At 73.2% G+C, this 23,030-nt stretch carries 21 protein-coding genes; 10 read left to right on the top strand and 11 right to left on the bottom strand.

Going from position 1 to position 23,030, the window contains the following annotated elements:
- Nucleotides 1-7: 7 nt before the first annotated feature.
- Entirely contained in the window at nucleotides 8-1,618 is a 1,611-nt protein-coding gene (locus ACLQ14_RS03385; RefSeq protein WP_425809872.1) for a S41 family peptidase, read from the top strand.
- Nucleotides 1,619-1,641: 23 nt separating this feature from the next.
- A complete protein-coding gene (locus ACLQ14_RS03380; RefSeq protein ID WP_425809870.1) occupies nucleotides 1,642-2,445 on the top strand; it encodes a hypothetical protein in 804 nt (267 codons plus the stop codon).
- An 18-nt stretch (nucleotides 2,446-2,463) separates the two neighbouring features.
- Here ACLQ14_RS03380 and ACLQ14_RS03375 read toward each other — a convergent pair whose 3' ends face one another.
- The 4 genes from ACLQ14_RS03375 to ACLQ14_RS03360 all read right to left on the bottom strand — a co-directional run bounded on the left by ACLQ14_RS03375 (nucleotide 2,464) and on the right by ACLQ14_RS03360 (nucleotide 5,419).
- The gene (locus tag ACLQ14_RS03375; protein WP_425809868.1) at nucleotides 2,464-2,883 is read right to left on the bottom strand and encodes a type II toxin-antitoxin system VapC family toxin; all 420 of its coding nucleotides are present in this window, start codon (nucleotides 2,881-2,883) and stop codon (nucleotides 2,464-2,466) included.
- 1 nt (nucleotide 2,884) lies between these two features.
- Entirely contained in the window at nucleotides 2,885-3,175 is a 291-nt protein-coding gene (locus ACLQ14_RS03370) for a type II toxin-antitoxin system Phd/YefM family antitoxin (protein ID WP_425809866.1), read from the bottom strand.
- Between the two features lie 137 nt (nucleotides 3,176-3,312).
- Entirely contained in the window at nucleotides 3,313-4,431 is a 1,119-nt protein-coding gene (locus tag ACLQ14_RS03365) for a ScyD/ScyE family protein (RefSeq protein ID WP_425809864.1), read from the bottom strand.
- 205 nt (nucleotides 4,432-4,636) lie between these two features.
- Nucleotides 4,637-5,419, bottom strand: a complete 783-nt coding sequence (locus ACLQ14_RS03360) for a hypothetical protein (RefSeq protein ID WP_425809862.1) — start codon at nucleotides 5,417-5,419, stop codon at nucleotides 4,637-4,639.
- 291 nt (nucleotides 5,420-5,710) lie between these two features.
- On the opposite strand from ACLQ14_RS03360, the gene ACLQ14_RS03355 reads away from it, so the two are divergent.
- Genes ACLQ14_RS03355 through ACLQ14_RS03340 form a run of 4 tightly spaced genes read left to right on the top strand, consistent with a single transcriptional unit; the run spans nucleotide 5,711 to nucleotide 11,377 of the window.
- The gene (locus ACLQ14_RS03355; RefSeq protein ID WP_425810192.1) at nucleotides 5,711-6,652 is read left to right on the top strand and encodes an ABC transporter permease; all 942 of its coding nucleotides are present in this window, start codon (nucleotides 5,711-5,713) and stop codon (nucleotides 6,650-6,652) included.
- On the top strand, nucleotides 6,649-7,614 hold the full coding sequence (locus tag ACLQ14_RS03350) for an ABC transporter permease (protein ID WP_425809860.1): 966 nt from the start codon (nucleotides 6,649-6,651) through the stop codon (nucleotides 7,612-7,614). Before ACLQ14_RS03355 ends, ACLQ14_RS03350 begins: the two co-directional genes overlap by 4 nt.
- Nucleotides 7,611-9,653: a dipeptide ABC transporter ATP-binding protein gene (locus ACLQ14_RS03345; protein ID WP_425809858.1), complete on the top strand. Its 2,043-nt coding sequence runs from the start codon at nucleotides 7,611-7,613 to the stop codon at nucleotides 9,651-9,653. The genes ACLQ14_RS03350 and ACLQ14_RS03345 overlap by 4 nt, the downstream gene beginning before the upstream one ends.
- Nucleotides 9,654-9,688: 35 nt before the next feature.
- Nucleotides 9,689-11,377, top strand: a complete 1,689-nt coding sequence (locus tag ACLQ14_RS03340) for an ABC transporter family substrate-binding protein (RefSeq protein ID WP_425809856.1) — start codon at nucleotides 9,689-9,691, stop codon at nucleotides 11,375-11,377.
- Nucleotides 11,378-11,476: 99 nt separating this feature from the next.
- On the opposite strand, the gene ACLQ14_RS03335 is transcribed toward ACLQ14_RS03340, so the two are convergent.
- On the bottom strand, nucleotides 11,477-12,145 hold the full coding sequence (locus tag ACLQ14_RS03335) for an SIMPL domain-containing protein (RefSeq protein WP_425809854.1): 669 nt from the start codon (nucleotides 12,143-12,145) through the stop codon (nucleotides 11,477-11,479).
- Nucleotides 12,146-12,334: 189 nt separating this feature from the next.
- Between ACLQ14_RS03335 and ACLQ14_RS03330 the strand changes: the two genes are divergently transcribed.
- Nucleotides 12,335-14,587: a DUF222 domain-containing protein gene (locus tag ACLQ14_RS03330; protein ID WP_425809852.1), complete on the top strand. Its 2,253-nt coding sequence runs from the start codon at nucleotides 12,335-12,337 to the stop codon at nucleotides 14,585-14,587.
- A 134-nt stretch (nucleotides 14,588-14,721) separates the two neighbouring features.
- Complete coding sequence (locus tag ACLQ14_RS03325) at nucleotides 14,722-15,852, top strand: tyrosine-protein phosphatase (protein ID WP_425809850.1); 1,131 nt, start codon at nucleotides 14,722-14,724, stop codon at nucleotides 15,850-15,852.
- Between the two features lie 60 nt (nucleotides 15,853-15,912).
- Here ACLQ14_RS03325 and thyX read toward each other — a convergent pair whose 3' ends face one another.
- The 6 genes from thyX to ACLQ14_RS03295 form a co-directional block, all read right to left on the bottom strand.
- Nucleotides 15,913-16,671, bottom strand: a complete 759-nt coding sequence (gene thyX / locus ACLQ14_RS03320) for an FAD-dependent thymidylate synthase (protein WP_425809848.1) — start codon at nucleotides 16,669-16,671, stop codon at nucleotides 15,913-15,915.
- Between the two features lie 85 nt (nucleotides 16,672-16,756).
- On the bottom strand, nucleotides 16,757-17,071 hold the full coding sequence (locus ACLQ14_RS03315; protein ID WP_425809846.1) for a hypothetical protein: 315 nt from the start codon (nucleotides 17,069-17,071) through the stop codon (nucleotides 16,757-16,759).
- Nucleotides 17,072-17,224: 153 nt separating this feature from the next.
- Nucleotides 17,225-18,553, bottom strand: a complete 1,329-nt coding sequence (purD, locus tag ACLQ14_RS03310; RefSeq protein ID WP_425809844.1) for a phosphoribosylamine--glycine ligase — start codon at nucleotides 18,551-18,553, stop codon at nucleotides 17,225-17,227.
- 85 nt (nucleotides 18,554-18,638) lie between these two features.
- A complete protein-coding gene (locus ACLQ14_RS03305) occupies nucleotides 18,639-19,982 on the bottom strand; it encodes a GNAT family N-acetyltransferase (protein WP_425809842.1) in 1,344 nt (447 codons plus the stop codon).
- 14 nt (nucleotides 19,983-19,996) lie between these two features.
- A complete protein-coding gene (locus tag ACLQ14_RS03300; RefSeq protein WP_425809839.1) occupies nucleotides 19,997-21,283 on the bottom strand; it encodes an adenylosuccinate synthase in 1,287 nt (428 codons plus the stop codon).
- A gap of 104 nt (nucleotides 21,284-21,387) precedes the next feature.
- Nucleotides 21,388-21,834 (bottom strand): DUF3151 domain-containing protein, encoded by a 447-nt coding sequence (locus ACLQ14_RS03295; RefSeq protein WP_425809837.1) that lies wholly within the window; start codon nucleotides 21,832-21,834, stop codon nucleotides 21,388-21,390.
- 28 nt (nucleotides 21,835-21,862) lie between these two features.
- On the opposite strand from ACLQ14_RS03295, the gene ACLQ14_RS03290 reads away from it, so the two are divergent.
- Nucleotides 21,863-22,207, top strand: coding sequence for an STAS domain-containing protein (locus ACLQ14_RS03290; RefSeq protein ID WP_425809835.1), 345 nt, complete (start codon nucleotides 21,863-21,865; stop codon nucleotides 22,205-22,207).
- On the top strand, nucleotides 22,204-22,725 hold the full coding sequence (locus tag ACLQ14_RS03285) for an NUDIX domain-containing protein (protein WP_425809833.1): 522 nt from the start codon (nucleotides 22,204-22,206) through the stop codon (nucleotides 22,723-22,725). Before ACLQ14_RS03290 ends, ACLQ14_RS03285 begins: the two co-directional genes overlap by 4 nt.
- Nucleotides 22,726-23,030: the final 305 nt, after the last annotated feature.

Raw genomic sequence — 23,030 nt, 5'->3', positions numbered from 1 at the left:
CGCGGCGATGACGACGGACGACCACGCGCGCGGCACGCTGCTCGCCGACGTCGCGCCGCGCCTCGCGGCCGCGTCCCGCCTCGACGGCGGCGAACGCCTGCAGGTGATCGACGCGCTCGTGACCGTGCTCGACGGCGTGTACGCCCACCTGCCCGCCAAGTGCGCCGCCTACGCCACCGACCCGGTGCAGGCGCTGGCGCTGCTGCGTCGTCGGGCGGGGGAGCTGAGCGACGCGGAGCTCCACCTGACGCTCACGCGGATCGTCGCGGGGCTACGGGACCGGCACACCCGGTACGTGGGCCCGACGCCGCTGCACGGCCGGGTCGCCGCGCTCCCGTTCCTGGTCGAGGCCTACGGCCCGAGGCCGACGTTCGTGGTCTCGAAGACCGATGCGGCCGGGGGGACGGGCGGCATGCCCGACGGCTTCGCGCCCGGCGCCGAGGTCGTGTCGTGGAACGCCGTGCCGATCGCCCGCGCGGTCGAGCGGCACGCCGACGCCGAGACGGGCGGCCGCCCGGACGCGCGCCGCGCGCGGGCGCTCGAGTCGCTCACGTTCCGGGCGCTCGACTACGGCCCACCGCCCGACGAGTGGTGGGTCGACGTGGGCTACCGGCCGGTCGGGACGCGCGGCGGGCTGGGGGCCGTGCGCGAGGCGCGGTTCGCCTGGCGGGTGCTCGCCCCCGGGCGCGCGGCGACGGCCGTCCGCGACGCTCGGCTCGCGCGCAAGCTCGCGATCGACCCGGCCGGCGAGGCGGTGCGTCGCGCCAAGAAGATGCAGTTCTCCAGCGACCTGTGGCACGCCGACCGGACGGCCGCCGCGCCGATGCAGGACGTCGTGACCGCCCGCGCGCTCGACGACCGCACCGGCTACCTGCGGCTGTGGTCGTTCGACGTGCAGGACGACGAGGCGTACCTCGACGAGGTCGCCGCGCTGCTCCGCGGGCTCCCCCCGGAGCGGCTGGTCGTCGACCTGCGTGGCAACCCGGGCGGGCTCGTATGGGCGGCCGAGCGGCTCCTCCAGCTCTTCACGGACGGCCCGGTCCTGCCCGCGCGGTTCAGCCTGCTCGCGACACCCCTGACCCGGCAGATGGCGGACAGCCCGTTCAACCGGCTCGAGCTCGAGGCGTGGAGCCCGTCGCTGCAGGACGCCGTCACGACGGGCGACGTGTACTCGCAGCCGCTGCCCGTCACGGACCCCGCCTGGTGCCGCGACCGGGACCGCGCCTTTCCCGGGCGGGCGGTCGCCGTCGTCGACGCGACCACCTACTCGTCCGGCGACCTGTTCGCCGCGGGCTGGGTGGACAACGGCGTCGGGCCGCTCGTCGCGGTCGGCGCCGGGCCCGGCGCGCACGCCACGGGCGGAGGCGGCGCGACCGTGTGGACGTACGCGCAGCTGCGCGACGCCCTCGACGGCACCGACCAGCCGCTCCCCGCGCTGCCCGAGGGGTGCGGCCTGACGGTCGCTGTCCGGCGGGCCGTCCGCTCGGCGGCGGCCGACGGGGTCCCGCTCGAGGACCTGGGCGTCGGCGGCCGCCCGTACACGATGACCAAGCGCGACGTGCTCGAGGGCAACGTCGACCTGCTGCGCTTCTGCGCGCAGGTGCTCGGGGACGCCTGACGTCCGCGGATCGAGGAGGAACCATGACCAGCACCCAGCCCGGCTTCGACCCGGGACCGCCGGCCGCGGTCGCGCAGCACTTCGCGACGCTGCCGTCGTACGCGGCCCACGCCGGCCTGTTCTGGTTCGACTGGGGGCCGATCCTGTACCGCGGCCGGCTCGACCGGTCCGCCCGCGTGCTGTGCCTCGCGTCCGACCCCGGTCCGACCGAGCGCGTCGCGCACCGCACCCTCGTCGGCGACGCGGGCCAGCGGGTCCAGGGCTTCCTCACCAAGCTGGGGCTGACGTCGTCGTACGTGTGCGTGAACGCCTACGCCTACGCGCTGCTGCCGTCGAAGGCCGACGACGCCCTGACCGACGTGCTGCCGCTGCCCGAGCAGGTCGCGTGGCGTGCCACGTTGCTCGACCTGATCACCGGGCCGCAGCTGCAGGCGGTCGTCGCGTTCGGCGGGCAGGCGCAGGCCGCGCTGGACCTCTGGGCCGACCTTCCCGCCGGGGTGCACGTGGAGCGCGTGCCGCACCCGTCCTCGCGGAGCGCGTCCGCGCTGCTCACCGCCTGGCACGCCGCGATCCCGCGGCTGCGCGGCATCGTCACCCCCGACCCCGACCCCGACGGCGCCGCCGGGGTCGCGCTGCCGAACTACGGGACGTCGTTCCGCGAGTCCGACTACGCGCCGATCCCGCGCGGCGACCTCCCGTTCGGGGTGCCGGCGTTCCTCGGCGACGACGCCTGGGGGAGGAAGGCCACGCCGCGGCACAACAACGGCGTCAGCCGGCCGTCGCGGGACCTGCTGCACACGATCGAGTGGGTCGCCCCGAGGTCCTGAACACGCGACGGGCACGACTCACGGCGCAGGCAGGTCGTCCGGGTACACGACGTCGAGCTCGGTGATCGAGCGCGGGAAGTCCTTGCGGTTGTTCGTGAGGAACCGGTCCGCGCCGACCGCGACCGCCGTCGCCAGGTGCGTGGCGTCCGCGGCGCGGAGCCCGTATCTCACCGCCAGCGCTAGGGCGAGTCGAGCGGTGGGCGCGTCGACGGGGAGCAGGTCGAGGCGGCCGAGGTAGCTGATCAGCGTCAGCGCCTCGTCGGAGTCCGATCCCTGTCGGAGCGGCTTGGCGAGCACCTCGGTGAGAAGGAGGAGCGAGCCGACGCCGACCGGGCCGTCGTCGGGCGTGGTGCTGAAGAGCGGCGCGACCCGTGCGCCGAGCGGGTGCAGGGGCGCCGCGGCGTAGACGAGGACGTCGGCGTCGAAGGCGGTCGTCACGTCAGCGTGCGTTCCGGTCCGCACGGATCCGGGCGACGAGCTCGTCGGCGCGGCCGGGGGTGAGGCCGGGCGCCGTCGTCGCCGGAGCCCGGCGGGCGGCGTCGAGCAGCGTGGCGATCCGGTCGGCCTCGTCCCAGACGTCGGACCTGCGGCGCGCGCGGAGAAGGTCGGGCCGGACGACGACCGCGACCGCCCGGCCGTGACGCGTGATCGTGACCTCCTCGCCCTGTTCGACGCGGTCGAGGATCGACGGGAGCGCTGCGCGGGCCTCGCTGGCGGTCAGGGCGTTCATGGCCTCTACCGTCGCACCTTGTACGTGGATGTACAAGGCTGTACACGCGCGAGTCCCGCGAGGTAGCGCCTTTCGCCCGAGCTAGCGCGGAATTCGTGCTACCTCGGGCGAAAGGCGCTACCTCGCGGGAGCGCTGGTCAGCGGTGGATCCAGCCGCGCCAGTGGGTGTGACCCTTCGTGATCTGGACGATCGTGCCGGGGGCCGGCGGGTCGTCGTTGGCGAGCGTGGCGGCCCACACGGAGCCGTCGCGGGCGGTCTCGACGGCGACGACGCCGGGCAGCGTCACGAACGGCGTGACCCGGCCGTGGTCGACCTTGGAGATCTGGCCGCCGAAGAGCTCAGCGACGTAGACCTCGCCGCGCGAGCCGATGGCCAGGTTGGTCGCGCCGAGGAACCCGGTCGCGACCTGCGAGACGTGCCCGCGGCCGTCGACGCGCCACAGCGAGCCGCGCGCACCGAGCTGCGGACCCTCGGGCCCGCCCGGCAGCGTCGTGACGTACAGCGCGCCGTCGCGCCCGACCTCGACGTCCGTCGGGACCGGTTCGAACGCGTACGTGACGCCGACGACGCAGGCCGGCAGTCCGAGCGCCGTCGCCTCGGGCGCGGTGATGCGGTGCGGCTGCGGCGGGAGCACCGCGAGCGTGCTGATCTGGCCGGTCGAGCTGATCTTCCACAGCGCGTTGGCGCCCGCGTCCGCGACCACGAAGCCTCGCCCGTACGACGCGACCGAGTAGGAGTGCGAGTCGACCTGGCCGGTGTAGGAGACGGGGAACTGGGCCGCCGTGAGCGCGTCGGTGACGCACTGGCTCGGGTTCGTGACCCCGTAGTGGTTGACCTTGTCGGGGTTGTTCGTCACCTCGAACGCGTGCGTGTCCGCGTAGACGCGGCTGCCCAGCGGACCCCAGATGTTGAGGCCGCTGGCCGAGTTCTCGAACGTCTCCTCGTTCGTGACGGTCGTGGTGAACGCCAGGTAGCTCCCGGAGCGCGCGACGCCCGAGGTACCGGGCTGGTCGGTCGCGATCGGGACCGGTGCACCGCCTGCGCCGAGGGTGCCGACGATGTTGAGGCCGCCGTCGGCGAAGTAGACCTTGCCGAACGACAGGTCGAGGTTGAACGGTGCTGCGAGCTGGTCGGACTGGACCACCGGGTTCGGGGTCGGTGCCGGCTTGCCGTGCGCGGAGGCGACGGCGGCCGGGGTCGCGAACGCGAGCGCGACGGCGCCGAACGCCGCCGCCAGCTTCGTGGAGGTGCGCATGAGCTCTCCCCATCGAGAGTGAGACGAGATGAAGGGATGTGGCGCGCGGGGCGCGAGGCGCGGGGACGCGAGAGGGGGCACGGCCAGGCGAGCGGGGTCGGAGTGACGCAGGTCACACTCGGCCGCTCACCATCGTGTGGCCCGTCGCTCAGCACTGTCAACGCGAGGGCACAGGATCGACGGGTGAACCTCGGGCGCCTCGGCCTCAGTCGCCCGTCGTCACGACGCGCACCTGCCGCGTGACGCCGGACTGCCGCCCGACGAGGATCATCGTCACGGCCTCGTCGGGGAGCCCGCCTGCCACCGCGCGGGAGCGCTGCCGGGCCAGCTCGACCGTCAGCTCGGGCCCGGAGCCGTCGGCGATCCGGAAGCCCCGGTCCGCCACGGCGGCCGCGGCGAGCGCGAGCGAGAGACGCGGCCAGCGGGTGAGCGGCGTCGTCGGGCCGACCGGCTCCAGGACGAGCAGGAGCGCGCCCCCGCTGCCGCTCGCGCCCGCGACCCGCAGCCCGCCCGGGCCGCTCGACTGGGGTCCTGCGGCCGCGACAGCCCCCGCCAGCGCGGCGTCCGACGGCGCAGCTCCGGCGGCGGCGACCGCGGACTCCAGCCGGCGGACCTCGCGCTCGATCGCCGACGCCACGGTCAGGACGTGCCCGGCGCCGTCGAGCCGCACCTCGACGTGGAGCCGGACGTTCGTGAGCGTGGCGGACGCGCGGTCGTGCCCTGCGAGCGTGGTGAACGCGTCGCTCAGCAGGAGGCGGTCGATGCCCTGCACGGCGAGCAGCGCGTCGGCGCCGCGCAGCCCGGTCGGGCCGGCGGCCGCTTGGGCGTCCGGCTCGGGCGACGACGGCGCGGGGGAGACCGGTGCCGCGACACCCCAGGCGTTCGCGTCGTTGCCGGGGTCCAGGGGCAGCCCGTCGAACAGGTCGAGCTGGACGGGGACGGGCGGGACCGCGCCCGGCCGCGGGGAAGCCGCGTGCGTCACGCTCACCCTCGACCTCCTCCGCCGTCTGCGCGGTGACAGTACCGCCCGGCGGCGAGATTTCACGTGTCCGAAACCTGCCGACCGCGGACGGAAACGTAGCCAATGGCAACATTCGGTTACATTGACCCGGATTCCGGGCGGTCACCCTCGGAGGCCCACGTGCCCTGCGAAGGTTACCGACGAGTAGCACACCTCGCGCGAGGCGTCCGGGAGACCCCTGGAAGTCTCGCGCAGCACCAAGTCAGGAGCAGTCCGATACTCAAGCTCGTCGCCCGCCGGATCGTGGTGTGGGTGGCCATGATCGTGGTCGCGACCAACGTGACCTTCGTCCTGGCAAGCCTCTTCCTCGATCCGCGCTCCAACTACCGCGAGACCCGCCCGATCCCGCCCGAGGCGCAGATCGACAACGCGCTCGCCCCGTACGGCCTCGACCCCCGCACCTCGCTGTTCTCGCGCTGGTGGGACTGGCTGCAGGGCGTCGTGCTCCATTTCGACTGGGGCCGCTCGCCGACCGGTGGCTCGGTGAACGCCGAGATCGGGTACCGGGTGCTCGTCAGCGGCCAGCTCGTCCTGCTCGCGACCGTGCTCTCCGTCGTCATCGGCGTCGGGCTCGGCGTCGTGAGCGCGATCCGCCAGTACCGGCCGACCGACCGGATCCTGCAGGGCGTGTCGATCCTGTTCTACAACATCCCGACCGCCGTCCTCGCGCTGCTCCTCGTCTTCGGGGCGATCAAGATCAACGAGGCCGTCGGGCACCGCGTCTTCTACGTCACGGACGCCAGCTCGCCGGACGTCACCGGCCTGATGCCGACCGTCGTCGACCGGATCGAGCACCTGGTCCTGCCCACCATCTCCCTCACGCTGCTCGGTTACGTCGGCTACCACCTGACGCAGCGCTCGCTGCTGCTCGACACCATCGACGCCGACTTCGTCCGGACGGCGCGGGCCACAGGTCTCACGCAGGCCCAGGCGGTGCGGCGGCACGCGCTCCGGGCCGCGCTGATCCCGACCGCCACCTCCGTCGCGTTCAGCATCCCGGCGATCTTCACGGGCGCGGTCATCACCGAGAGCGTGTTCGGCTGGCACGGCATGGGGGAGTACTTCTCGCTCACGCTCAGCAAGAACGACGTGCACGGCGTCGTCGCGGTCGCGGCCTTCGGAGCCCTCATGACGGCGATCGGTGCCATCCTCGCCGACGTCGCCACCGCGCTCCTCGACCCGAGAGTGAGGCTCGGATGAGCGTCCTGCCACCGTCGGGGTCCGTCGACCAGGCCGACCCCGCGCTCGCGACGCCCAGCGTCGCGGAGGTCCTCGCCGAGGGCGACGACGGCGCGGTCGAGTTCGTCCGGCTGGGCCGTGGGCGCGTCTACCTGAGGCGCTTCCTGCGCAACCGGGCCGCCGTCGTCGGGCTCGTCGTGTTCGTGCTCCTCGTGCTGTTCAGCCTCGTCGGCCAGGTGTTCACGTCCTGGGGCTACGCCGACCCCGACTTCACGGCGCTGACCCAGCCGCCCGGCGGCCAGCACCTCCTCGGCACCGGGACCGGCGGGAACGACATCCTGGCCGAGGTCGTGCACGGCCTGCGCCGCTCGCTCGTGATCGCCGTCACCGTCTCCGTCATCACGATCGCCCTCTCGGCGATCATCGGCGCCGGGGCCGCGTACCTCGGCGGGCGCGTCGAGCGCGTGGCGCTCGCGGTGATCCACTTCCTGCTCGTCGTGCCGTCGTTCCTGATCCTCGCGCTCGTGTCGAACCGGGCGGGCGGCGACTGGCGGGCGCTCATCCTCGTGCTGTCCGTGTTCGGCTGGATGGGGACGGCGCGCGTCGTCTGGTCGGTGTCCACCACGCTGCGCGAGCGCGACTACGTCAAGATGGCCGAGCTCCAGGGCGTCCGGCCCATGCGGATCATCCTGCGGCACATCGTGCCGAACCTCGGCTCGCTGCTCGTCGTGAACGTCACGCTCGGCGTCGTCGCGACGGTGCTCACCGAGACGTCCCTGTCGTTCCTCGGCTTCGGCATCAAGGCGCCGGACGTGTCGCTGGGCGTCATGCTGCAGGACGGCGCGACCTCGCTGACCACGGCCCCCTGGGTCTTCCTCGCGCCGGCCACGGTGCTGGTGCTGCTCACGGTCTCGGTGACGCTGATCGGCGACGGTCTGCGTGACGCCTTCGACCCGACGTCGGTCGCGGGAGGGCGGCGATGACTCTTCTCTCGGTGCGCGACCTGCGCGTCACCTTCCAGTCGGAGCACGGCCCGGTGCACGCCGTGCGCGGCGTCGACCTCGACCTCGAGGCGGGCCGCACGCTGTGCCTGGTCGGCGAGTCCGGGTCGGGCAAGTCGGCCACCGCCGGCGCCGTCATCAACCTGCTGCCCGGGTCGGCGACGCTCTCGGGGCGCGTCCAGCTCGACGGCCAGGACCTGCTGGGGCTCCGCGACAAGGAGCTGTCGCGGGTGCGCGGCGACCGGATCGGCATGGTCTTCCAGGACCCGCTGTCCGCGCTGACCCCCATGTTCACCGTCGGCCGCCAGCTCTCCGACGCCGTCCGGGTGCACCAGCGGGTGAGCAAGGCGGAGGCGGCGCGGCGGGCGGTCGAGCTGCTCGACCTCGTCGGGATCCGCGAGCCCCAGCGGCGTGCCGGGTCGTTCCCGCACGAGTTCTCCGGCGGGATGCGGCAGCGCGTCGTCATCGCGCTCGCGATCGCGAACGACCCGGACCTGCTCATCGCAGACGAGCCCACGACGGCGCTCGACGTCACCGTGCAGGCGCAGATCCTGGAGGTCCTGCGGACCGCCCAGCGGGAGACCGGGGCCGGGCTCCTTCTCATCACGCACGACCTCGGCGTCGTCGCGGGCTACGCGGACGACGTCGCCGTGATGTACGCGGGCCGCGTCGTGGAGCGGGCGCCCGTCGACGAGCTGTTCGACGCCCCCCGGATGCCGTACACGATCGGCCTCATGGGCGCGGTCCCGTCCGCGTCGACGGGCGACCGGCAGCCGCTGCTCGCCATCCCCGGAGAGCCGCCGCAGCTCGCGGCGGAGCCGGAGGGCTGCCCGTTCGCGGCGCGCTGCCCCGCGGCGTCGGCGGCCTGCCTGGAGGGCGAGCCCGCGCTCGTCGAGACCGGGCCGGGCCACGCGAGCGCGTGCGTCCGCGCGGGCGAGATCGCGTCGGGCGTGCTCGAGGTCGGTCGGCTGTTCGAGCGCGGTCCCGCGCCCGCCCGTGCCCTGCCGACGACGGCGCGCGAGCGGGTGCTCGACGTCCGCGGCCTGGTCAAGACGTACCCGATCACCAAGGGGTCGGTGCTGCGGCGGACGATCGGCACGCACACGGCGGTCCGCGGCGTCGACCTCGACCTGTTCGAGGGCGAGACGCACGGGCTCGTCGGCGAGTCGGGCAGCGGCAAGACGAGCACGGTGCTCGAGGTGCTCCAGCTGCGGCCCCCGGAGGCGGGCGAGGTCGAGCTGCTCGGCACGCGCCTCGAGGACCACCTCGACGCCGCCACGCGCCGGACCCTCCGCTCGGGCGTCCAGCTCGTCATGCAGGACCCGACCGGCTCGCTCGACCCCCGGCTGACCGTCTACGACGTGCTCGCCGAGCCGCTGCGGGCCGCCGGGCGCACCCGGGCCGAGGTGCGGACGCGGGTCTACGAGCTCCTCGACCTCGTGGGTCTGCCGCGCCGTGCCGTCGACTCCTTCCCCGCCGCCTTCTCGGGCGGGCAGCGCCAGCGGATCGGCATCGCCCGGGCGCTCGCGCTGAACCCGCGCGTCGTCATCCTCGACGAGCCCGTGTCGGCGTTGGACATGTCCGTGCAGGCCGACGTCCTCAACCTCCTGGTGCGGCTCCAGGACGAGCTCGACGTGGCGTACGTGCTCGTGGCGCACGACCTCTCCGTGGTGCGCTACCTCTCCGACCGCGTGTCGGTGATGTACCTCGGCACGATCGTCGAGACCGCGCCGACGGCCGAGCTGTTCGAGCGGCCCCGGCACCCGTACACACAGGCGCTGCTGTCGGCGAGCCCCGTGCCCGACCCCCGCGTCGAGCGGGCGCGCGAGCGCGTCGTCCTGACCGGCGAGGTGGGCGACGAGCGCGAGCCCGAGGGCTGCGTGTTCCGCAGCCGATGTCCGCTGTACGCGACCCTGCCCGCCGACCGGCAGCGGCAGTGCCACGACCCGCAGACGCTCCTGCCGACGCCGGTCGGAGACGACGCCCAGCGCGTCGCCTGCCACGTCGCCACCGCCGCGTGACCCCGTACCCCACCCCTTCCCGCCGTAGGAGACCCATGAGAAAGCGCATCCTTCCCAGCGTGGCCGCCGTCGCCGCCGCGAGCTTCCTGCTCGCCGCCTGCTCGAGCGGTTCGGGCCACTCCGCCTCGAGCGGCAGCACCGGCTCGACCGACCTGCTCGGCAAAGCCGACTTCAACGAGCAGCCGTACGAGAACCTCAAGGACGGCGGCACGTACACGACGGCCGGCTCGTTCGACGGCGACGACACCCAGGGCCTGCCCTGGAACGTCAACACCTCGCTCACCGGCTCCCGCGTGTGGGCCTGGTACAACCCCGACGCGATCACGTTCTCCCCGACCGGCGACGTCCAGATCAACAAGGACTACTACACGAGCGCCGAGGCGAAGACCGTCGACGGCAAGCAGGTCGTCACGATCACGATCAACCCGAAGGCCGTCTACAACGACGGGACGCCGATCGACTGGCACTCCATCGAGCAGACCTGGAAGGTCAACAACGGCTCGAACAAGGCGTACCAGATCGGCTCGACGGCGGGCTGGGAGCAGATCGAGTCCGTGAAGCAGGGCACCGACGCCAAGCAGGCCGTCGTCACCTTCTCCACCCCGTACACCGCCTGGCCGTCGCTCTTCTCGACGTTCATCAACCCGAAGGCCGCCACGGTCGAGAACTTCAACAGCGCCTACTCGAACAAGCTCGAGCCGGCCTGGGGCGCGGGCCCGTACACGGTCCAGTCGTACGACCCGAACTCGAAGAAGATCATCTTCGTCCGGAACCCGAAGTGGTGGGGCCGGACCGGCAAGCTCGACAAGCGCATCTACCTCGACCTCTCGTCGACACCGGCCCAGATCAACGCGTTCAAGAACGGCCAGACCGACTACGTCGGCGTCAACGACGCGGAGAGCCTCAACCAGATCAAGGACGTCCCGGGCTCCGAGGTGCGCCAGGGCGGCAGCCCCTTCGAGTACTCGCTGTTCCTCAACGGCAAGTCGCCCATCCTGAAGGACGCGGACGTGCGCCACGCCGTCCTCGCGGCGGTCGACCGCGCGCAGATCGCGAAGATCGAGTTCCAGGGCCTCGACTACAGCGAGCCGCTGCCCGGGTCGGCGCTGTACTACAACTTCCAGAAGGGCTACCAGGACAACGTCTCGAAGGTCCTGACGTCGTCCGCGGACGAGGCGAGCAAGATCCTCGACACCGCCGGGTGGAAGGCGGGCTCGGACGGCATCCGCAGCAAGGACGGCCAGGAGCTCTCGCTCGACTACATCCTGTACGGCGACGAACCCCTCGACAAGGCGGTCGCGTCCTCGCTCGTCGCATCCGAGAAGAAGGCCGGGATCAAGCTCAACATCAAGACGATCGACCCGGCGCAGTGGTCGTCGACCATCAACGGCGGCAAGTTCGACGCGATCCTCTCCGGGAACCGTTCCATGGACCCGTACGGCTCGTTCGGCCTGTCCGACTTCTACGGCTCGACGAGCGAGAACAACATCACCGGCGTCGGCACTCCGGAGCTCGACAAGGAGATCGCGAAGGTCAGCACGATCGCCGACCCGACCGAGCAGGTCGCTCAGGCGAACGCCGTCGAGCAGAAGGAGCTCGCGCTCTACGGCATGCTGCCGCTGTTCTCCGGCCCGTCGATCTACGGCGTGAAGAAGGGGCTCGCGAACGTCGGCGCGACGATCTTCTACAGCCCGCTCCCCGAGACCGTGGGGTACGTGAAGTAGCAGCGGTTCACGCGGTGCGCCGGGCGTCGGGCCCGGCGCACCGCGCCGCCCGCCCGACGGCGTAGCTGCCCGCCCGACGGCGTAGCCGAGGATCCGCGCTCAGTCCGCCTCGTAGTCCGCGGAGACGGCGACCGTCACCTCGATGTCGTCGGGCCGCAGCTCCAAGCCTGCGTCACCGGAGCCGCCCGCAGCCGCGCCACGGAGGGCGACGAGCGCCGGGCCTTGCCGGCTGCCGACGTGCGGCCGGAGCCCCGCCTCGTAGAAGGTGACGAGCCGCGGCTCGCTCAGGCCGAGCGCCGAGGCGTACTCCGCGGCGCGGTCCCGGGCGTCGAGCGCGGCCGCGCGACGAACCTCCCGGGTCAGGCCGATCCGCGTGGCGTCCGTCAGCGCCCAGTCGACGCCGTCGAGGTCGATGCCCGACCGCTGGACCACGCTCGCGCTCCAGGCGCTGAGCGCCGCGAAGTCGGAGAACTTCACGCGCACGCTCGAGCCCGCGCGGAACCGCCGGACCTTCTGGGCGTCCAGGTGCGGCTTCGGCTTCACCCACTCGTGGTAGGTCCACGCGGCCACCCCGTCCGCGCCCCACCACGTCGCACGTCCTTCGCCGACGTGCGCCTTCGCGTCGGCGACCAGGTCCGCGTGCGCGCGCTGCGCGAGGTCGAGGGCCACCTCGCGAGAGTCGCCGGAGAACGCGACAGAGACCGTCACGGTTCCCCGCTCAGCACGGTGGAAGCGGGTGGCACGGCCCTCGACGGCGATCAGCGGCATGGAGCCGAGGGTATCCGGCGAGGACCGTCGACCCTGGCAGTCTGGCGACCCGCCGGACATCTCCCGGTCGTACGGCGTCAAGCCCGTCGATCAGGGCGCGGTGGCGCGGAGCTCGTGTGCGCCCCGGCGTCCGTTCGGATGCGGGCGCGGGGGTGGTGCGTGTCGGTGGGTCATGGCAGAATCGAACACGTGTTCGAATCGACGGGCGGGTGTGAGGGGGTCGGGGGCGGCGAGGCCGCGGCCCGGCTTCCGTTCTGCCCGCCCGACGACGTCGCTTACCCGGGCGCGGGCACCCGGGGCGGGTCCGAGGCGGGTGGGGCGTCGGTGGCCGGTGCCGATGCAGCCGACGCCATGGCGGACGCGGCGGTGGCCGATGCGGTGGCCGATGCGGTGGTGGCCGACGCGGAGTCGGTGCTGGAGGGGGCGTTGCGCCGGGCGTTGGGGTCGCTCGACGGCGCGGTCGAGGAGCCGGTCGGAGCTCCCGAGCGCGGTGGCGCCACGCAGGGGCCGGACGCTTCGCTCGAGGCCGAGGCCGAGGCCGAGGCCGAGGCCGTGAGCGCTACACCGGCTGCGCCGCTGGAGCTGGTCGTGGCATCGGCTGCGCCGGTTCCGCTCGATGGTGGTGATCCCGGAAGTGCGGATCTCGAGGGCGCTGACCCCGTCGCTGCTTTCACGGACGCGGCGCTGGAGGGCCTCGAGGACGTGGTCCCGGGCCCGGAGCTGGCCCAGGTACTCGCCGGGTTGGACGTGGCGGACGTGACCGACGACGCGTTGGTCGAGGTCGTCGCGGCGGCGGAACGTTTGAGGTCGTGGGCGCTGGCGGTGCAGGCGCGTGCGGCGGGTGAGCTCGCGGACCGTGCGGGTGGGTCCAGTGCCGCGGTCGATGGTGCGGCCGCAGCGGTCGGGGCGCGGTTGTGTGTGACGCGGCGGGGAGCGGAGGGGCTGCTCGGCCTCGCGTCGGGGCTCGCGGAGCTGCCGGAGGTCGCGGACGCGCTCGCGGTGGGGCGGATCGATGATCGTCGGGCCCGGGTTCTGGTCGAGGGGTGCGTGGACCTTCCGCGTGAGCACCGCCGGACCGTGGTCGCGGACCTCGTCGTAGGCGCCGACGGCACTGATGGCCAGGACGGGCAGGACTCGCGGGAAGGGTCGGACTCGCAGGACGGGCGAAGGTTCGACGGGCCGGCGACCCGGCTGACCGCGACCCGGTTGCGGGAGCGGCTGCGCCGCGCGGTGGTGGCGTTCGACCCGGACGGTGGTGCGCGGCGCCGCGCGCGTGCCCGCGGGGACCGGAACGTGCGGTTCGAACCCGCCGGGGAGTGCATGGCGTATCTGACGGCGTTGCTGCCCGCTGCTGACGCCGCCCGTGCCCGCGCGGGCCTGGACGCGCTCGCCGTCGCGGCGCACCGCACGCCCGGTGAGTCCCGGACCCTGGACCAGGTCCGCGCCGACACCCTCGTCGCCCTGCTCAGTGGTGCCCGTCCCGTCCTGGTGTGTGGCCCGGGCGCACCGGGCGCACAGACCGGCCCGCTCGGATCGGTCGGGGCTGCGGGGCTCACGGGCGGCCCCGAACTGGCGAGCTCCGACGCCGCGAGCAGCGCGAGCGCGAGCCCCGACGGCGCGAGACCGCACGGTGCCACCGGCGAGCTTGTCGACCCGTTGCGTGACGCGACGCGCGTGGCTGGGTGGACCGCGCCGACGGTGCGGACGGTCGTGCACATCACCGTGGCGGCGTCGACGCTGCTCGGACTGGACGACCTGCCCGGGGACCTGACCGGGTTCGGGCCCATCCCCGCGGACCTCGCCCGCCGGCTCGCGACCGGCCAGGACGTGACCTGGCAGCGGATCGTGACCGACCCCGTGACCGGGATCGCGTCCGACGTCTCACGCCGCACCTACCGGCCCGGGACGGTCCTGGGCGACCTGGTCCGGGTCCGGGACGCGACGTGCACGTTCCCCGGCTGCGGCATACCGGCGTGGCGGGCCGATCTCGACCACGTCGAACCCTTCGACCACGACCGAACGGGCGCCGGACCATCCGGCGACGGCACTGTCAGCGACACCGGCCCATCGGGCGGCGGGCCGGCGAACCGTGCGGGCGCGTCCGGCGGGACCGGCCTATCGGGCGGGACCGGCCAGACACGCGCAGACAACCTCCACCCCGTGTGCCGGCATCACCACAACCTCAAGACCCACGGCGGCTGGTCGACGACCCGCGACCCCGTGACCGGCGTCGTAACCTGGCGATCACCAACCGGTCACGAACACAACGTCGGCCCCCACGTCACCGACCCGGACCACAAGGACGCGCCAGCCTCCGAGGGCCGTCGAGCATCCGCGCGTCCCGAACCACACGGCGTCGAGACCCACCGGGCACGCCCGCGCACCCGCCGAACCCGGCCGGAAGACCCCGGCGCACCACCGGACGACGACCCGCCCTTCTGACGCCGCCCACGACCGGCGCGCCCCGACGGCCGGTGACCTGCATGCGCCAGCCGCCGGATGTTCAGCCGCGGACGCCGGGGGTGTTCCGGTCCCGTTCACCGGACGTTCGCTCGCCCGGGGCAGCGTCCGGGGCCATGAAGAGAACCCGTACCGGCGCTGTCGCCGCGTCTGCCGTCGCCTCCGTCCTGCTGCTCGGCCTCGCGTCGGCTCCCGCGGCCTCGGCGCACGCGGCGTCCGCACACACCTCGTCGACGCCGCTCACCCAGCACGTCCAGCCGTCCGCGCACGCGATCCCGTTCACCGCAGCGACCGTGGCCGACCACGGCGACGGCACGTTCACGATCTCGTGGACCGCGCCCGGCGTCGACCGCGTCCGCCTCTACACGGGCGCCGAGCAGGACCGCATCGACACGCGCCATGTCGTGGCCCAGGGAGGCTCGACCGGCAGCGTCACGGTCACCGTCAAGGCCGCCGCGGACCGGCGCTGGTTCCGCCTCGTCCCGAGCCGTGGCGAGTCCCTCACCCTGGCCGACCGGCTCGTCCGGCTCGACGGCACCGTCAACTTCCGGGACCTGGGCGGCTACCGCACCGCCGACGGCCAGTGGGTCGCCATGGGCAAGGTGTACCGGGCCGATGCGCTGACCGCCCTCTCGGACGCCGACCTCGCCGAGCTCCGCCGCCTCGACATCCGCACCGACGTCGACCTCCGCACCGCCGACGAGCGCACGACCGCCCCGGACCGCGTCCCGGCAGGCGCGAAGTACGTGGTCGCGGACGTCCTCGGCGGCTCGGTCACGTCGTCGTTCAACCCCACCACGCCCGACGCCGCCGCCCAGCTCATGGTCGACGGAGAGAAGACGATGGTCTCGTCGAGCACGGGCAAGGCCGCGTACACGGAGCTGTTCGACGACGTCGAGCGTCGCCCCGGCGCACTCGTGTTCCACTGCTCGGCCGGCAAGGACCGCACGGGCTGGGGCTCCGCCGCGCTGCTCACCACGCTGGGCGTCCCGGCGACCACAGTCCAGTCCGACTACCTGCTGAGCAACGTGTACCGGGCCGACGCGAACGCCGCCGCGCTGGCCTCGATGCCGGCGGCGGCCGCCGCCGTCTACAAGCCGCTGCTCGACGTACGCCCCGAGTACCTGCAGTCCGGGTTCGACGACGTGTCGACGACCTTCGGGTCGTGGAACGCCTACCTGTCGAAGGGGCTCGACCAGGGCCTGTTCGACCGCGCGATCCTGCGCGCCCGCCTGCTCCAGGGCTGACCGACGCGCCGCGCCCGAGCCTGCACGACGCTCGGGCGCGGCGTTACCAGCGGGAGGCTGTCAGGGCGCAACGCGCCCGTGCTCGACGAACGCGGCGTGCGTGAGGGGCATGAGCCGCTCCCACGCACCCTCCATCTGCTCCGCGCACATCTCGATCTCTCGCTGGGGGAACGAAGGGAACGTACTGCCCTCCGCCCGACGGCGCAGCGAGAGGAAGTTCATGAGCGAACGCGCGTTCATGGTGACGTACATGGACGAGTAGAGGTCGAGCGGGAGCACCATCCTCGCCACCTCGCGGGCGACCCCGGCATCGAGCATGGCGCGATACGAGCGGTAGGCATGGGTCGCGACCTCGCGCACCGACACGTCGACGAGCGCATGCTGCTCGGCGGTCCCCGGAAGGAAGTCGTACGCGCCAGCCTTGCCGACCTGAACGAGGGCCCGGTCGTGGTCGGGAACATAGAACACCGGCCGCAGCTCGCGGTAGCGGCCCGACTCCTCGTTGTACGACGCGATCCGGTGCCGCATGAACTCGCGGAACACGAAGATCGGTGCCTGCACGTAGAACGTCATCGAGTTGTGCTCGAACGGCGAACCGTGGCGGTCCCGCATGAGGTAGTTGATGAGGCCTCGGTCGCGTGGTGCCGGTTCCTCCGGACCTCCGGCGTTGCCCGCATCGAGGGCCCCGGCGAGGCTCTGCTCCCCGAGCGTCGAGACGCGGGCCGAGAACAGCACGTCGGCGTCGGACGCGCTCGCTCGCACGAGCTCGACGGTGATGTCGCTGCGGAACTGGACTGACGATTCCCCGGTCGCGCTCACACAGCACAGTGTGCCGCACGCGCCTCTCCACCCGCTGCGACGGCGTCACCCCTGGGACCGTCGTCCCTCCGCCCGCGCGCCCCAGCTAGGACGTCGCTCCCGGTCGCGCTCCCTGCTGAGCCAGCCCGTTGAGGCTCGCGACGAACTGCTGACCGGCCTCGAGGCCGACGGCTTGGTGTAGTGGTTCGTCGAACCACTCGAGCCAGATCGCGTCGACCCGTTCGACAGTTATCGCGCCGTCCTTGATCAGCCTCTGCGCGATGGGTGCGGCCTCGATCTCGTACTCGTCTTCGGGCGCACCGTCGGGGAGACCCGGCTCGAGCCCGTAGGGATCCAGCTGGTTGAGCAGTGCAAGGACGTCCTTGACTGTTGTCCTCCACAGCGTCATGTCCTCGCGCACGCTGTCATGATCCCGCAGACCGTTGCCACCGGCCGCATCTCAGAGCTGGGAGACGCATCCTGAAGCCATGGGCCACCGTTTCAGCAGCACGCGTCAACGCAACACCCAGGGCATGCGGTCGAACCTGCGGGCGGCCCGCACCGGTCGGGCCCGTCAGAACCGTTCGGTCGGGTAGTTGTCGCCCGTGCGTGCTGCGTCGTGCTGCGCGTGGTGCGGGCGCGCCGCCGCCTGCGCGATGTCGGTGCGGTAGTGCGAGCCGGGCAGCGTGATGCGCTCGACCGCCCGGTAGGCGCGCGTCCGCGCGTCGAGCAGGTCCTCCCCTACCGCGACCACGGACAGGACGCGCCCGCCCGCGGAGCGGAGCTGGCCGTCGTCGTCGAGGACGGTGCCCGCGTGGAGCACGTGGACGCCGGGGACGGCGTCGGCCGCGTGGACGCCGGCGATCGGGTCGCCGGTGCGGACGTCGCCGGGATAGCCGTGGGCCGCGAGCACGACGGTCACCGACGCGTCGGGCGTCCAGCGCAGCGGGCCGAGGTCGGCGAGCGTGCCGCGCGCCGACGCGTTCATCACCGCGGACAGGGGGGTGACGAGCCGCGCCAGCACCGACTGCGTCTCGGGGTCGCCGAAGCGCGCGTTGAACTCGACGACCCGCACGCCGCGGTGCGTGAGCGCCAGACCGCAGTACAGGACCCCGACGAACGGTGTCCCCTGCTCGCGCATCACGTCGACCGTCGGCTGCGCGACGCGCTTCACGACCTCGTCGACGAGGGTCTCGGGCGCCCACGGCAGCGGCGTGTAGGCACCCATGCCGCCGGTGTTCGGGCCGTGGTCCTCGTCGAACGCGCGCTTGAAGTCCTGCGCGGGCGCGAGCGGCACGACCGTCGTGCCGTCGGAGATGCAGAAGAGCGACACCTCCGGCCCGTCGAGGAACTCCTCGATGACGACCCGCCCGTCCTTCTTGGCGAGGCACGCCCGCGCGTGGTCCATCGCGGCCCCGTGATCGAGGGTCACGACGACGCCCTTGCCGGCCGCCAGCCCGTCCTCCTTGACCACGTAGGGCGCGCCGAACGCGTCGAGCGCCTCGGCCACCTGGGCGGGCGTCGTGCAGACGTGCGCCATCGCGGTCGGCACGCCGGCCGCGGCCATGATCTCCTTCGCGAACGCCTTCGAACCCTCGAGCCGCGCGGCCGCCGCGCTCGGCCCGAAGACGGCGATCCCCGCCTCCCGGACGGCGTCGGCGACCCCCGCGACCAGCGGGGCCTCGGGGCCCACAACCACGAGCTCGGCCTTGAGCCGCTGCGCCAGCGCGGTCACCGCGGCGGGATCGGTCTGCACGACGTCGTGCAGGTCGGCGTGCTCGCCGATCCCCGGGTTCCCGGGGGCCGCGTGCAGCTCGTGACGGATCCCGTGCAGGGCCTCCTGCGCGAGGCTGTGGACGATGGCGTGCTCGCGGGCGCCGGACCCGATCACGAGGATCTTCATGATCATCGATCCTAGTCGCGGGAGCCCCTCCCGGCGGCCCCAGAACCACCCTGTGGACGGGGCCCGGCCGGGGACGCGGTGAGCGTCAGTACCAGAAGCTCAGGCGGGGCGCGGCGTGCCACCCGAGGACCCGCGCGGCGTGGGCGGCGTCCGACGACGTCACGCGCCCGGCCGCGGCGAGCGTCGCGAGGGAGACGCCGCCCAGGTAGGCGATGGCCAGCTCCGTCACGCCGAGCGTCACGGTCGTCGCGCCGGCCGGCGCGTCCGCCCCGTCGGGCCGGTCCTCGACGACGCCACGCCCCTCGTCGTCGACGCGCAGCAGCCAGCGGCCGCCGGCGATGCCCAGCGGGTCGGCGACGTCGAGCGCGAGGACGCCCGCCGCTCCGAACCGGCGCGCCTCGAGCGCCGCCGGCACGTCGAGCACGCGCACGTAGTGGTGGTCGACGACCTCGACCCGCGCGGCCCGTTGGTCGGCGATCATCCAGCGCAGCGGCTCGTCGACGGACAGCTCGGAGGCCCGGACCTCGCCGACGAGGTCGAGCCCGAGCAGGAACCGCCACAGCGCCGCGTAGGCGTCGGGAGTCTCCGCGAGCAGGTAGGTCACGGTCGCCGTCGAGCGCGCGAAGTCCTCCGGGTTCTCCTCCACCGAGTACAGCAGCAGCCCGCGCACCGCACCGCCGGCGTCCACGTACTGCACGGCGCGGGTCTTGCCGGCCTCCTTCGCGTCCGGTCGCGTCCCGGCGAGCGTGTCCCACAGCACGTCGGGCGACGCCAGCTCGCCGGGCAGGGACCCCCGCACGCGGCCGTGCAGAGCGGGCGCGAGCTCGCGCAGCCGCTCGCGCGAGACGAAGTCGACCCGCCCCTCGGGCTCGGGGCCGACCCAGCCGGCGCGCCGCGTGTCGATCCGCCAGGACGTCACCGCGGCGGCCGCGCCGAACCCGTACCGGCCGTACAGCTGCGACTCGCTGACCGTCAGGCTCGCGAGGGGGACCCCGAGGCCGGCCGCGGTCCGCAGCTCGCCCTCGACGAGCGCCCGCGCGATCCCGCGGCGGTGGTGCGTCGCCGCCACCGTGACCCCGGAGACGGCGAGGGACGGGAGGACGGAACCGCCCGGCACCGTCAGCCCGGCGACCCACGACGCGACCGTCCCGACGGGCGCGTCCGCCTCCGGCCCGCTCGGGTCGTAGACGCCCACGGGCCGGCGGTGCGCGCCCCGCTCCCGGGCCGCGTCGAGCTGCTCCTGCGTGCGCTCGACGTCAAGGAACGAGCGGGCCGCCGACTGCAGCCAGGCGTCCAGCTCGGCGTCGGACGTGACGAGCCGGAGGTCCAGCCCGCTCGCCGCGAGGCGGCGGGCCGACTCCTCGTCGACGGGTGCGGTGTGCTGCCGGTCGGCGAGCGAGGAGAGGGCGTCGGCGGCGTGCGTCGTCATGCCCCCACCCCACCTCATCCGAGCAGGTCGTGCACCTGGATCGTGGCGTCGCGCGCCGGCCCGACGCCGATCGCGGAGATCCGCGTGCCCGACATCTCCTCGAGCGCGTGGACATAGCGCTGCGCGTTGACCGGCAGGTCGTCGAACGTGCGGGCGGACGAGATGTCCTCCCACCAGCCGTCGAGCTCCTCGTAGATCGGCGTCGCGTGGTGGAACGCCGTCTGGTCGGTCGGCATCTCGTCGTGGCGGACGCCGTCGACGTCGTACGCGACGCAGACCGGGATCTTCTCGATGCCCGTGAGCACGTCGAGCTTCGTGAGCACGAGGTCGGTGAGCCCGTTGATGCGCGTCGCGTAGCGGGTGATCACCGAGTCGTACCAGCCGCAGCGGCGGGCGCGGCCCGTCGTGACGCCGAACTCGCCGCCCGTCTTCTGCAGGTACTCGCCCCACTGGTCGAAGAGCTCCGTCGGGAACGGGCCCTCACCGACGCGCGTCGTGTACGCCTTGACGACGCCGATGACGCCCGTGACCCGCGTCGGCCCGATGCCCGAACCGGTCACGGCGCCACCCGCCGTCGCGCTCGACGACGTCACGAACGGGTACGTGCCGTGGTCCACGTCGAGCATGGTCGCCTGACCTGCCTCGAACAGCAGCGTCTTGTCGTCGTCGAGCGCCCGGTTGAGCACCAGGGACGTGTCCGTGACCATCGGCTTGAGGCGCTCGGCGTGCTGGAGCAGCTCCTCGACGGTCTCGTCGACCGTGATGGCGCGGCGGTTGTAGACCTTGACCAGCAGGTGGTTCTTCTGGTCGAGGGCGCCCTCCACCTTCTCCGCCAGGATCTTCTCGTCGAACAGGTCCCACATGCGGATGCCGACGCGGTTGATCTTGTCCGCGTAGGCCGGCCCGATGCCGCGGCCGGTCGTCCCGATGCGGCGCTTGCCGAGGAACCGCTCCGTCACCTTGTCGATGGTCCGGTGGTAGCCCGCGATGACGTGCGCGGACCCCGACACCAGCAGCCGCGACACGTCGACGCCGCGCTCGATCAGCGCGTCCAGCTCCTCGAACAGCACGTCGATGTCGACGACGACGCCGTTCGCGATGACCGGCACGACGCCCGGCGACAGGATGCCCGACGGCAGCAGGTGGAGCGCATACTTCTCGTCCCCGATGACGACCGTGTGACCGGCGTTGTTGCCGCCGTTGAACTTCACCACGTAGTCGACGCGGGACCCGAGCAGGTCCGTCGCCTTGCCCTTGCCTTCGTCGCCCCACTGGGCACCGACGAGCACCACGGCCGGCATGACTCCACCACTTTCCCGATCGCTGGACAAACCTTGGCGAGTCTACCGGTTGGCGCGCTCTTGACCTTCGTCGGGGCTCCCCCGCTTCGGGAGCCCCGACGGCGCTACGACCGGAGGGCGGCGACCTCGTCCGGCGTGACCCCGGAGTCGACGAGGAACTGACGGCATCGCGCACCTTCGTCGGTCTCGCCGATCAGGTCCGCCGCCTCGGCGAGCGCGAGCAGCGCCCGCAGGACGCCCTGGTTCGCGACGTGGTCCACGGGGATCGGGCCCTGTCCCCGCCACCCCGCCTTGCGGAGCGAGTCGAGGCCGCGGTGGTACCCGGTGCGGGCCAGCGCGTAGGCGAGGAGGTCGGCGTCGGGCAGGCCGGAGGTGGTGCCGCGGCCCGCGAGCGCGTCCTCCGCGAGGACGGCCCACACGTACGACGACGCCGGGTGGGCGCGGGCGGCGTCCTGGACGCTGGCGCCGTCGGCGATCAGGGCGCGGGCGGCCATGTCGGCGTGGTCGTCGGGGAGGCGGACGGGGTCGGGACCCAGGAGGTTGTGTGCCATACGCCCATTGTTGGTTACGGTGGCAACCATGATCGAGATCGCCACGTCTCCGGCGACGACGACGCTCGTCGTCACGGGCGACCTCGACCTCGCGGAGCGGGACCAGTTCCCCGAGATCGCTGCCCGCGTCGTCGGGCTCCGACGCCAGCTCCTCGTGATCGACATGTGCGCCGTCACGTTCATGGACTCGACCGGCGCCGCGTTCCTCATCTCGCTCGCCGACTCCGGCCGGAAGCGGGGCGGCGCGACGGTGCTGCGCGGCACGTCCGACCGGGACCTGTTCGTCCTGGAGGTGTGCGGCGCGCTCGACCTGTTCCGCATCGACCGGACGCACCGCTGCACCGACGAGTTCCCCCTCCAGGGCACCGTGTGATCGAGGCCGCGGGTCTCGTCCTGTGGCGCCGCGGCCCGGCCGGGGTCGAGGTGCTCGTCGGGCACATGGGCGGCCCGTTCTGGGCGCGCAAGGACGCGCGGGCGTGGACGATCCCCAAGGGCGAGGTCGAGACGCTCCCGGCCGACGACGACGGCCCCGAACGCACCGAGGCGCTCTACGACGCCGCCCTGCGCGAGACGGCGGAGGAGCTGGGCGTGCTGCCGCCGTCGGCCGTCGGCCCCGACGGCGCCGCGGAACCCGACGTCCCGCTCGGCACCGTCCGCAACAAGAGCGGCAAGCGCGTGACCGCGTGGGCCCGCCGCGTCCCGGACGGCTGGGACCTGCCCGACCCGGGGCACCCGGCCTCCAACACCTTCACGCTCGAGTGGCCGCCCCGCTCCGGCCGCACGCAGGAGTTCCCCGAGCTGGACCGCACCCGCTGGTGCCCCCTCGACGAGGCCCGCGCCCTCGTCGTCGCGGCGCAGGAGGGCCTCCTGACCCGCCTCGAGGCGCGGTGAGCGAGGCTAGGTTAGGTTCCTAACCGGCCATGGCGCGCGCGTCCCCGCGCGCCGACCATGCGGTTGCCCACCTCGCCACCGCCTACCATGCGAGCAGCACCATGCTCGAGCCCGAACATGCGCCCACGCACATGCTCGGCACGACGGGGTGCGACGCAACAGCATGCTCGGCGGTCGGGCGGGAATGGCTGGCACATGCTCGACGCCCCTCGCTGACGCCGGTGCACCCACCCGAGCTCGCGGGTCGTGCCGAGCCCAGTGAGCGAGGGCGACCCGGAACGCAGAGGCGGGTGGGACGGGGTTGT

This window comes from Luteimicrobium sp. DT211, assembly GCF_049844995.1.
Lineage (GTDB): Bacteria > Actinomycetota > Actinomycetes > Actinomycetales > Cellulomonadaceae > Luteimicrobium.
This window is presented reverse-complemented; position numbering and strand designations above follow the sequence as displayed.

Bases quoted from the DNA above. Each gene is read 5' to 3' on its own strand.
- ACLQ14_RS03385 (WP_425809872.1), top strand. From the start codon at position 8: ATGACGACGGACGACCACGCGCGCGGCACGCTGCTCGCCGACGTCGCG.
- ACLQ14_RS03380 (WP_425809870.1), top strand. From the start codon at position 1,642: ATGACCAGCACCCAGCCCGGCTTCGACCCGGGACCGCCGGCCGCGGTC.
- ACLQ14_RS03370 (WP_425809866.1), bottom strand. From the start codon at position 3,175: ATGAACGCCCTGACCGCCAGCGAGGCCCGCGCAGCGCTCCCGTCGATC.
- ACLQ14_RS03365 (WP_425809864.1), bottom strand. From the start codon at position 4,431: ATGCGCACCTCCACGAAGCTGGCGGCGGCGTTCGGCGCCGTCGCGCTC.
- ACLQ14_RS03355 (WP_425810192.1), top strand. From the start codon at position 5,711: ATGATCGTGGTCGCGACCAACGTGACCTTCGTCCTGGCAAGCCTCTTC.
- ACLQ14_RS03350 (WP_425809860.1), top strand. From the start codon at position 6,649: ATGAGCGTCCTGCCACCGTCGGGGTCCGTCGACCAGGCCGACCCCGCG.
- ACLQ14_RS03345 (WP_425809858.1), top strand. From the start codon at position 7,611: ATGACTCTTCTCTCGGTGCGCGACCTGCGCGTCACCTTCCAGTCGGAG.
- ACLQ14_RS03340 (WP_425809856.1), top strand. From the start codon at position 9,689: ATGAGAAAGCGCATCCTTCCCAGCGTGGCCGCCGTCGCCGCCGCGAGC.
- ACLQ14_RS03335 (WP_425809854.1), bottom strand. From the start codon at position 12,145: ATGCCGCTGATCGCCGTCGAGGGCCGTGCCACCCGCTTCCACCGTGCT.
- ACLQ14_RS03325 (WP_425809850.1), top strand. From the start codon at position 14,722: ATGAAGAGAACCCGTACCGGCGCTGTCGCCGCGTCTGCCGTCGCCTCC.
- purD (WP_425809844.1), bottom strand. From the start codon at position 18,553: ATGAAGATCCTCGTGATCGGGTCCGGCGCCCGCGAGCACGCCATCGTC.
- ACLQ14_RS03305 (WP_425809842.1), bottom strand. From the start codon at position 19,982: ATGACGACGCACGCCGCCGACGCCCTCTCCTCGCTCGCCGACCGGCAG.
- ACLQ14_RS03300 (WP_425809839.1), bottom strand. From the start codon at position 21,283: ATGCCGGCCGTGGTGCTCGTCGGTGCCCAGTGGGGCGACGAAGGCAAG.
- ACLQ14_RS03295 (WP_425809837.1), bottom strand. From the start codon at position 21,834: ATGGCACACAACCTCCTGGGTCCCGACCCCGTCCGCCTCCCCGACGAC.
- ACLQ14_RS03290 (WP_425809835.1), top strand. From the start codon at position 21,863: ATGATCGAGATCGCCACGTCTCCGGCGACGACGACGCTCGTCGTCACG.